Annotated in this window: 8 protein-coding genes and 2 pseudogenes; 4 read left to right on the top strand and 6 right to left on the bottom strand. The window is 64.0% G+C overall.

The genetic code is table 11. The annotated features are described in order from the left end of the window. Positions 1-120: 120 nt before the first annotated feature. A pseudogene (locus OC159_RS19235) lies at positions 121-656 on the bottom strand (IS3 family transposase); the annotation flags it as partial. Between OC159_RS19235 and OC159_RS19230 the strand changes: the two are divergent. Then, a pseudogene (locus tag OC159_RS19230) lies at positions 655-1,029 on the top strand (transposase); the annotation flags it as partial. The pseudogenes OC159_RS19235 and OC159_RS19230 sit on opposite strands and share 2 nt — an antisense overlap. A gap of 283 nt (positions 1,030-1,312) precedes the next feature. On the opposite strand, the gene hydA reads toward OC159_RS19230, so the two are convergent. The 5 genes from hydA to OC159_RS19205 are packed head-to-tail and all read right to left on the bottom strand — an operon-like array spanning position 1,313 to position 6,210. Next, positions 1,313-2,728: a dihydropyrimidinase gene (gene hydA / locus OC159_RS19225; RefSeq protein WP_265502858.1), complete on the bottom strand. Its 1,416-nt coding sequence runs from the start codon at positions 2,726-2,728 to the stop codon at positions 1,313-1,315. After that, complete coding sequence (locus tag OC159_RS19220) at positions 2,725-3,966, bottom strand: cysteine desulfurase-like protein (RefSeq protein WP_265502856.1); 1,242 nt, start codon at positions 3,964-3,966, stop codon at positions 2,725-2,727. The genes hydA and OC159_RS19220 overlap by 4 nt, the downstream gene beginning before the upstream one ends. Before the next feature lie 13 nt (positions 3,967-3,979). Next, positions 3,980-4,717, bottom strand: a complete 738-nt coding sequence (locus OC159_RS19215) for an amino acid ABC transporter ATP-binding protein (protein WP_265502854.1) — start codon at positions 4,715-4,717, stop codon at positions 3,980-3,982. A 1-nt stretch (position 4,718) separates the two neighbouring features. Beyond that, positions 4,719-5,390 (bottom strand): amino acid ABC transporter permease, encoded by a 672-nt coding sequence (locus tag OC159_RS19210; RefSeq protein ID WP_265502852.1) that lies wholly within the window; start codon positions 5,388-5,390, stop codon positions 4,719-4,721. 46 nt (positions 5,391-5,436) lie between these two features. Further along, on the bottom strand, positions 5,437-6,210 hold the full coding sequence (locus tag OC159_RS19205; RefSeq protein WP_265502850.1) for a transporter substrate-binding domain-containing protein: 774 nt from the start codon (positions 6,208-6,210) through the stop codon (positions 5,437-5,439). Between OC159_RS19205 and OC159_RS19200 the strand changes: the two genes are divergently transcribed. From OC159_RS19200 to OC159_RS19190, 3 genes are all read left to right on the top strand, one after another. Beyond that, on the top strand, positions 6,186-7,061 hold the full coding sequence (locus OC159_RS19200) for a FadR/GntR family transcriptional regulator (RefSeq protein ID WP_265502848.1): 876 nt from the start codon (positions 6,186-6,188) through the stop codon (positions 7,059-7,061). The genes OC159_RS19205 and OC159_RS19200 overlap by 25 nt on opposite strands. A gap of 371 nt (positions 7,062-7,432) precedes the next feature. Continuing rightward, a complete protein-coding gene (locus OC159_RS19195) occupies positions 7,433-8,368 on the top strand; it encodes a DUF1403 family protein (protein WP_265502845.1) in 936 nt (311 codons plus the stop codon). 387 nt (positions 8,369-8,755) lie between these two features. Further along, the coding region (locus tag OC159_RS19190; protein ID WP_265502843.1) for a transposase at positions 8,756-8,974 on the top strand (219 nt) is incomplete at its 3' end.

Here is an 8,974-nt window from a genome sequence, read left to right as displayed (position 1 = left end):
GGATGATGTCGGTATCGTCTTTCATGGCGTATCGCTCCCTTTGGAGGTTCTGGCAGGCTTTGACACCCGCCTCGATACGCCGCCTTCTCAGGCCGCATCACCCATTTTCAGGCATAGCCCTCTGCGCCTGATCCTCTCGCGCTTGAGCAAGCTGAAGAAGCTTTCGGCGACGGCTTTGTCGTGGCAGGTCCCGCGACGGCTCATCGAATGTTCAAGGTTATGGGTGCGCGAGGCAACGCAGCCCAGTCCATGCTGGTGAACTGGCTGCCTTGATCCGAATGGATCAGCACATTGTCCTTCGGCTTGCGACGCCCGACTGCCATGAGCGAAGCCTGCAAGACGACATCTGTCGTCTGCCCGCTTTGCATCGACCAGCCGATCACGCGCCGGGAATAAAGATCGATGACCGCCGCGAGGTAGGCGAAGTCCTCCTGCGTCCGGATGTAGGTGATGTCGGTCATCCAGACCTTGTCCGGTGCTCCGACATCGAATTGCCGATCAAAGGTGTTGTCGACCACGATTGACCGCTTGCCGCCATAGCTGCCCGGGCGGCGCGTGTAGCCAATCTGCGCCTTGATGCCGGCAAGCTGGGCCAATCGCGCAACCCGATCTGGACAGACGCTTTCATCCTGTTCCAACAGGTTGTCGTGCAGCTTGACCTACCGCCGCACCAGCGACGAGCGCGGCCTTCAAGTCCGTCGATCCTGGGTGAACGGATGCCGGACCTGCCCCGTCCAAAGCCGCTGCACCCCCGGCACCGAGCGCAGGATCACCCGTTGGGAGCACGAGGATCTCGCCGATGCTGCGCGTGGGAGGCTCGGTTGCGACCCCGACCCGATCACCCTGCGCCGCGGCGCGGTCGAGCATCCGTTCGGCACGATCAAGGCCTGGATGAGCGCCACTCATTTCCTGACGTGGCGGCTTAAGAATGTGCGCAGCGAGATGGCACTGCAGGCGCTGGCCTGCAACATCAAGCGCATGGTAGCGCTGATCAGTATCCGGCGGCTGATGGTGGCCATCCAGACCTGACCGTCAGTCAGCGGGCCGCTCCGATGCCATCGGGACCTTCTCACCAGCCTCTCGGTTCGAACGACCGGAGCACTCGCGAAAAAACGGAGGAAGTCGCCCAGCCACACGGAAACGGCCTCATCGCCGATGCGTCAGAAGGGTTTTGACACAGGCTCGGCCGGCTGCGCCTGATCAGTGCCGGCCCGCGATCATCTAGCTTTCGGAGGACACCGAGCGACGTCAGGATCCGGGAACAGCAGCCGAGGATCGGGCTTTCACCCGGCCATGTCTGGCGAACGAGAAATCACGTGCCTCTCGAGTAGATTTCACTGGCGGCGCGGCTCAACTCTCGACCTCCTGCGTCGGGTCTCACGTACCCCTCCACTGCGATCGTTCGCCCGCGAAGGATCGTCCTGACCGGCCAGCCTGTGATTTGCATCTCCTCATAGGGCGTGTAGTCGCAGGCGTGGTTCAGGTCGGCCTGGCGGATCGGCCGGGTGAGTGTCGGGTCCCAGAGCGTCAGGTCCGCATCGGCGCCGATTGCGATGCTGCCCTTCTGCGGATAGAGGCCGTAAAGTCGGGCGGGGTTGGTCGAAGTCAGCGCCACGAAACGCTGCAGGCTGATGCGGCCCTTGCTGACACCCTCGGAGAAGAGGATCGGCAGCCGCGTCTCGACCCCGGGGATGCCGTTCGGCACCCATCTGAACGAGGTGCGGGCGCGTGGATTGTCCTTGCTCGCCTCGCCTTCAAAGCGGAAAGGGCAGTGGTCGGACGAGAAGATGTCGAAGGTCCCGTCACGCAGGCCCTGCCAGATCGCTACCTGGCTATCCACGTCTCGTGGCGGAGGTGAGCAAACATACTTGGCGCCATCAAAGTCCATGTTCAGCCCGCGCAGATCCTCGGCCGTCAGGACAATGTATTGCGGGCAGGTTTCTGCAAATACCTTGAGGCCGCGGGCGCGGGCCCACTGGATCTGCTCCATCGGCTCTCGGCCCGAGACATGGACAATCACGATCGGCACGTCGATGAGTTGCGCGTGGCTAATCGCCCGATGCGTCGCCTCGCGCTCGGCGATCTGGGCATGAGCCTCGGCGTGGTAGTAGGGCGCGGTTTGACCCTCGGCCTCCAGGCGCCGCGTCAGATGCTTGATGGCGTCGTGCCCTTCGGCATGAACCATCACCAGCGCGCGCTCGCGACGGGCGACCTCGAAAACGTCCAGAAGCTGGGCGTCGTTGAGAACCAGATCGTCATAGGTCATGAAGACCTTGAACGAGGTGTAGCCGTCCCGCACCAGCGCCGGCAGTTCCTGCCCAAGCACCTGCGGCGTCGGATCGCTGACGATCAGGTGAAAGGCGACATCGGTGTGGCAGTTGCCCGCGGCCTTGCGGCGATAGTCCTCGACGCAGGCGCGTAGGGACTGCCCCTTGATCTGCAGGGCGAAGGGCAGGACGGTCGTGTTGCCACCAGCGGCGGCCGAGCGGGTGCCACTGGCGAAGTCGTCTGCCATCACCGTCCCGTCCGATGTCGGCTGATCCAGATGCACATGGGCATCGATCCCGCCCGGGAGGACCAGAAGACCGCTCGCGTCGATGCGCTCGACCCCGGTCAGGCCCTGGCCTATCTGGACGATGCGGCCGTCCTTGATGCCGATATCAGCGGCATAGCTGTCGGCTGCGGTGACGACGTTGCCGCCGCCGATGACGAGGTCCAGATCGTTCATGCCGCCTGCCTTGCCACGATCTGCGTCAGTGCCTCCGTCAGCCGGTCCACCTGCTCCAGCGTGTTGTAATGGACCATCGACACGCGCAGGACACCGCCGTCCTGATCCTCGCCCAGATGCTCGACCAGCCGCCGTGAATGGAAATCCCCGAAACGCATGGCGATACCGTGGTCGTCCATTGCGCGGGCGACGGTGGCGGAGTTGATGCCATCAAACTTGAAGGCGATGGTGGGAACGCGGGTGCTGGCGTTGTTCAAAGCCTCGCCAATGATGCGGCAGTCGTTGCGGGCCGAGAGCCATGCCAGCAGGCGGCCGGTCAGCGCATCCTCCTGTGCGGTGATCACGTCGAAAGCTGCGGTCAGCAGCGTGCGGTCGTCGCCGCTGGCGCCATGGTGGCGTGCAAGATCGGTAAGGTAAGACAAGATGCCGTCGGTGGCGTAGGCGGCCTCGTAGCTGGGGTTGCCCGGCTCCAGCTTGGCGGTAACTTTGTCCCTGCCGTAGAAGTAGTGGTAAAGCCCGTCCAACTCGGCCAGCAGATCGTATTTGCCATACATCAGCGCTCCATGCGGACCGAAAGCCTTGTAGAGGCTGAAGACATAGTAATCCACGTCCCAGGCCTGCACGTCGATCAGCCGGTGGGGGGCATAGGCGACCGCATCCACACAGATGCGCGCACCGCGTTCATGGACGAAGCGCGCGAATTCGGCGACCGGATGGACCTTGCCCAGGATATTCGACACATGCGTGACGCAGACCAGGCGCGTGCGGTCGGTCATCAGCGGCTCCAGGTCGGGCAGTTGCAGGTCCATCGTCTGCGCGTTCAGCGGCCAGACCTTGATGCTGACGCCGAGCTCCTCCAGCCGCCGCCAAGGACCGATGTTGCTTTCGTGATCGGCCATGGTCACGATCACCTCGTCCCCCGGTGCGAACTGGTGGCGCATGGCCTGCATCAGGTTGCCCATCAGCACCGTGGTTGAGGGGCCGAAGACGATTTCTTCAGGTCCGGCGGCGTTCACGAGCGTCGCTGCGGCTTGGCGCCCCGCCATCAGCGCCTCGGCTGCCGCCTGCGAAACGGCGTAGCTGCCACCGATCTGGACGTTGCGGTGGGTCAGGAACTCGACCATCCGGTCCAGCGCGGGCTGGGCAATCTGCGCGCCGCCCGCGTTGTCGAAGAAAACCCAATCCGAGGCGAGGCCCGGAAACTGCGCCTGCACCCAGGCCATGTCCAACTGTGTCATCTTGTGTCTTTCACTAGTGGTTCAGAACCGCGCCGAGGAAGTCGCGCGTGCGGGGTTCCTGCGGGGCCGACAGCACCTGCGCGGGCGGTCCCTGTTCAACGATCTGCCCGGCGTCCATGAAGATCACCCGATCGGCGACCTGTGCGGCGAAGCCCATTTCATGCGTAACGACGATCATGGTGACGCCGGTGCGGGCCAGGTCACGCATGACATCCAGCACCTCGCCCACCATCTCGGGGTCCAGCGCGCTTGTCGGCTCGTCGAACAGCATCACCTGCGGCTCCATTGCCAAGGCGCGGGCGATGGCGACTCGCTGCTGCTGCCCGCCGGAGAGATGCTCTGGATACTTGCCCGCCTGATCGCCGATGCCGACGCGAGCCAGCAGGCGGTCGGCCTGCGCGGCGGAATCGACACGCAAGGTGCCGCGCACCCGGCGCGGGGCCAGCATGACGTTCTCGCGCACCGTCAGATGTGGGAAGAGGTTGAAGGACTGGAACACCATCCCGACCTCGGCTCGCACCTTGGCCAGCGCCCGGCCCGAGGTGACGGGCATGCCGTCCACTCGGATCTCGCTGCCTGCGGAAAAGCCTTCCAGACGGTTGATGCAGCGGATCAGGGTCGACTTGCCCGAGCCCGAGGGGCCGATGATGCAGACGACCTCGCCTTTGGCGACGTCGAGGTTGATCCCCCTCAGCGCCTCGAAGGTGCCATAGGATTTCCGCAGGTTGCGGATGCTGACGAAGCCTGTCATCTCAGCGCCTCCTTGCCGCAAAACGGCGTTCCATTCGTGAGACCAGCGCGACCAGCGGCCAGAGGAACGCAAGATAAATCGCCGCCGCCACGATCAGCGGCGTGGGGTTTGCAGCCAGCGCCTGCGCCTGCGTCGCCTGTTTCAGAAGGTCCGGCATGGCGACAACCGAGGCCAGCGCCGTATCCTTGACTACGTTGATCGAGTTGTTGGTCAGCGGCGGAATCACGATCCGCACCGCCTGCGGCAGGATCACGTCGGCCATCGTCTGCCGCCCGCTGAGGCCAAGCGCGGCCGAGGCCTCGAACTGGCCCTTGGGGATTGCCTCGATGCCGGCGCGGAAGATCTCGGCCGTGTAGGCGCCCGAGACCAGCGTCAGCGCCGTCATGGCCGAAGCGAACGGTGACAGCCGAAGCCCTACGAAGGGCAGGGCATAGTAGACAATGATCAGCAGCACCAGGAGGGGGATGGAGCGGAAAATGTCGATGTAGACACGTGTAAGGAAGCGGACCGGCGCCGGCGCGTAAAGCCGCGTCATTGCCAGCCCCAGACCCAAACCGAGCCCTGCAACGATGCTGGCCGCGCCCAACTGCAGCGTAATCCACAGCCCTCGCAGCAGCAGTGGGAAGGTCCGCCGCATGACCTCGGCGTTCAGAAAAGTGTCGAAAATGTCCATGAGCGTCCTTTCGGGTCCGGGTATGGCCCGGACCCGGGGCTTCGGATTAGTCCAGCGACGGCATCGGCAGGACGGCGACGGTCGACGAGTCCGCTTCGGGCGCGACGCCAAACCATTTCTCGTGAAGTTCTGCCAGAACGCCCTCGGTTTTGAGATCGTCCAGAACGGCATTCACCTGCGTTGCAAGCTCGGCATCCTTGGCGAACATCATCGAGTATTTCTCACCCGTCGGAATGCGCTCGACGACGGCCAGGTTCGGCTTGTCCACAACGTAATACTGCAGCGCCGGAATGTCCGAGATGTAGCCGTCGATGCGGCCCGCTGTGAGGTCCAGCATGGCGGGCGCCAAGCCTTCGTAGCGCCGGATCTCGGCGAAGCCGAATTCGCCCTGATGCTCCGTCGCCCACATGTCTCCGGTCGAACCGGTGTCGACTCCGACGACCTTGCCCTCCATCTCCTCCAGCGACTTCGGGCCCTCGCCCAGTGCGGTCAGGGACTGGTCGCTGTCATAGTAGGGTTGGGCAAAGGTCACCGACTGTAGGCGCTCGTCAGTGATGGTTATCGATGAGGTCGCAATGTCGATGCGCCCCGACTGGACGGCCGAAAAGAGGCCGTTGAAGGGGATGTTCACGGTCTCGACCTCGGCGCCCATGCGCTCGGCGATGGCGGCGACAAGGTCGATTTCGAAGCCGACAAACTTGCCGGCCTCGTCCTGAAACTCCCACGGCACGTTGCCGATATTGGCCCCCACCGTCAGCGTCTCCTGCGCTGCCGCCATCCAGGCCGACCCGGCCAGTGCAATGGCCGCCGTCATTGTCATCCGTACGCCGTAACCGAACATTTGAAGCTCCCCGTTGTTGTTATTCAATTGACCGGCCAAACCGGTCTGACCAGTATCACCATGTGCGGCGCAGCTTGGCAATGGCGTTGACAGCTTCCTGCGACGCGCGAAGAAAGCTGCTAGCAGGAGAGGCAAGATTGGTGATGTGGGACAAGGGACCTGTGGCGCAGGGTGTGGCGAGCCGGCTGCAGGGGATGATCCGCTCGGGCGAGCTCAAGGCAGGTGACAAGCTGCCCTCGCAGCGCGTCCTGTCTGAACAGCTGCGCGTCTCGCGCCCGACGCTGCGGGAGGCGCTTCTGACGCTGGAGACGCTTGGGCTGATCCAGACATTGCCCGCGCGAGGGACGTTCGTGCTGGACCGAGACCGACAGCACGCGCGCGCAATATGGCGCTACGACGACGCCCACGATCTTGCTGATGTTTTCCAGACACGCATGCTGATCGAGGGCGAAATCTGCGCCCTTTCTGCCCGCGGGATGACTGACGACACCCTGGACGCGCTAGGCGCAGCGGCAGAGACCTTCGAGCGAGCATGGCATGACGGCGATCTTGTTGGCCATGTCGCGGCGGACCTGGCCCTGCACCAGGGCGTCGCCGATGCTTGCCCGAACCGGATGCTGGCAGGCATCTATGTGGGCATGCAGCACTTGCTGAACGAGACACAGCGCCAACCCATTCCGAATACCGATCCCGATCGCATGCGCCAATCCATCGCCGAGCATCGGGGCATCTTGGAGGCTCTGAAAGCGCGCAATCCCATCGCGGCGCGTGAGGCGATGCTGTCTCACATCCAGAACACCGCGCGCTGTGCCGGCGTTCTTGTGGATTGAGTTAACTTCCGTCGGTCTGTCGCTCATCGACGCCTTTGGGCCCCAAAGACTGGAAGAGAAGGGTCCATCAGTCTGCTGCGTCAAGCACCAACGGCCGGGTTAGGGAACGCTGCACCGAACGCCTATCGAGGGCCAAGGGGCAGCTAGGGGCCGCCGTCGTTTGGACGGTGTCGTGGAGCCACCGCATGGCAGTCGGGCGGCCTGGTCGACTTGAAGAGCCCGAAGCCGCCATTCCCTTCGGGCGCGCTTCTCCGAGATCACGCGGGCTGCAGCTTCTCCGTCCGATCAAGCAGATTAAAATGACATTCCTCGTGTGCAACGGCTAACTGGTCACGATGATGAGCAAGAGAGAGCCTGCAACAGGCGCCAACTTGGCCGATGCCGGGCCCTGGCTCGCCGCCCAGGCGCGCCACGTGCATATGCTTGCCGAAGCGGCGCGAGAGGTGGGGCGTCTTGAAGCGAGCCTCAACGCCCTGTCGCTGCCCGAGGCTGAAGGTGCCCGCCAGCGCCTTGCACTCGTCGAGGTCGAGGCGATGCTGTGGGCGCAGGGTCTTGTGCTCAAGCGGGAAGAGATCGGGCGCGACCTGTTGAACGCTCGCGCCGGGTCTGATCCCGAAGCGATGCGTCTGGCGCGATGGGCGGTCCGCCGGCTGGAGGGGCAGGGAAGCCTGACCAACCTGCCGGCGTTCCTGGGGCTGCACCACAGAGAAGCGTCGGGTCCGCCATCGTCCAATATCGCCTTGCGACTTCAGGGGCATGCGTTCGATGCTGCTGCTGGCGCGTTCATCAGCGCCGTCGAAGGGTGGAAGGAGTTGCACCCGCTGGCACGGGGGCCGGCACTATTGGCCGTTTGGCGGATGGCTGAGCTGTCGCCTGCAGGTAATGTAGTCGAACCTGCCGTGTGGTCCGCACGTCACATGGCGGTGGGTGCGGAGGCACTCCACTTCGTTCCCTTGGGGCAGCCGGGACGGCGGATCTGGACCGGCCATGGTCCCGCAGAGGACCGCTTGGCGGCCCATCTGGCGGCGCTGTCCGCAGGGGCGCAAGAGGCTCGGGCCGTGATCATGCGCGTCAGTGACTGGGCTGGTCGTGCCATGGCTGCCACGGCCTGGATCAAGGGTGACAATGCCGCAAAAGTGGTCGAAGCTCTGACCGCGCGGCCATTGCTCTCCGCCATGGAGGCTGAGACCATGGCGGGAATCAGCCGCCCGACGGCCGAAAGGATGCTGAACCGCCTGACCGACCTTGGCTTGGTCCGAGAGGTGACCGGCCATCGCCGATTCAGGCTCTGGACGATCTCTGCTTGAATGCCGCGGTGCCCCAGTGGCCGGGGCTTTCGGCTGGTGGCACGTGGCGGGCCGTTGCAGGATGATCTGAGGAAGGGTGGGATCGACCTGCGAACAAGCCGTCCGCGCAGGGACAGCACGGCTTGCGCTGAAGAGCGCCATGCGTCAGGTCGATCTGGGAAGGGCAATCCGCCAACTTACATGGCCCAACGTCTTGTGCACAAGGTGCTCAGACCTGGCCAACTCCAGAACCAACCTGCAAACTCGGCAGTGCGAAGACCGTGGACCCGCCGCATGACCACTACGAGGACCTCTCAACGTCCGACCCGACGGTCCGGCCAATGACCTGCTCCCGGTCGGTCCCTCGCTCCAATGTAGAGTTCGCTTCGCCACGAAGGAGCAGGCGACATGAGGACAAGCCGCTTTGCCGAGGCGCAGATCATTGGCATGATCAAGGAGCAGGAAACCGGAATGGCAACTGCGGAAGTCTGTCGCCGTCATGGGCTGAGCTCCGCGACTTTCTGCAAGCCGAAAGCCAAGTATGGCGGCATGGATATGTCCGATGCCCGGAGGCTGAAGGCGCTTGAAGGCGACAACGGCAGGCTGAAGCGTCTGCTGGCGGATGCG

Source organism: Paracoccus beibuensis (assembly GCF_026162625.1).
Taxonomy (GTDB): domain Bacteria; phylum Pseudomonadota; class Alphaproteobacteria; order Rhodobacterales; family Rhodobacteraceae; genus Paracoccus; species Paracoccus beibuensis.
Note: the sequence above shows the minus strand (reverse complement) of the source record. Positions and strands in the feature narration are given on the sequence as shown.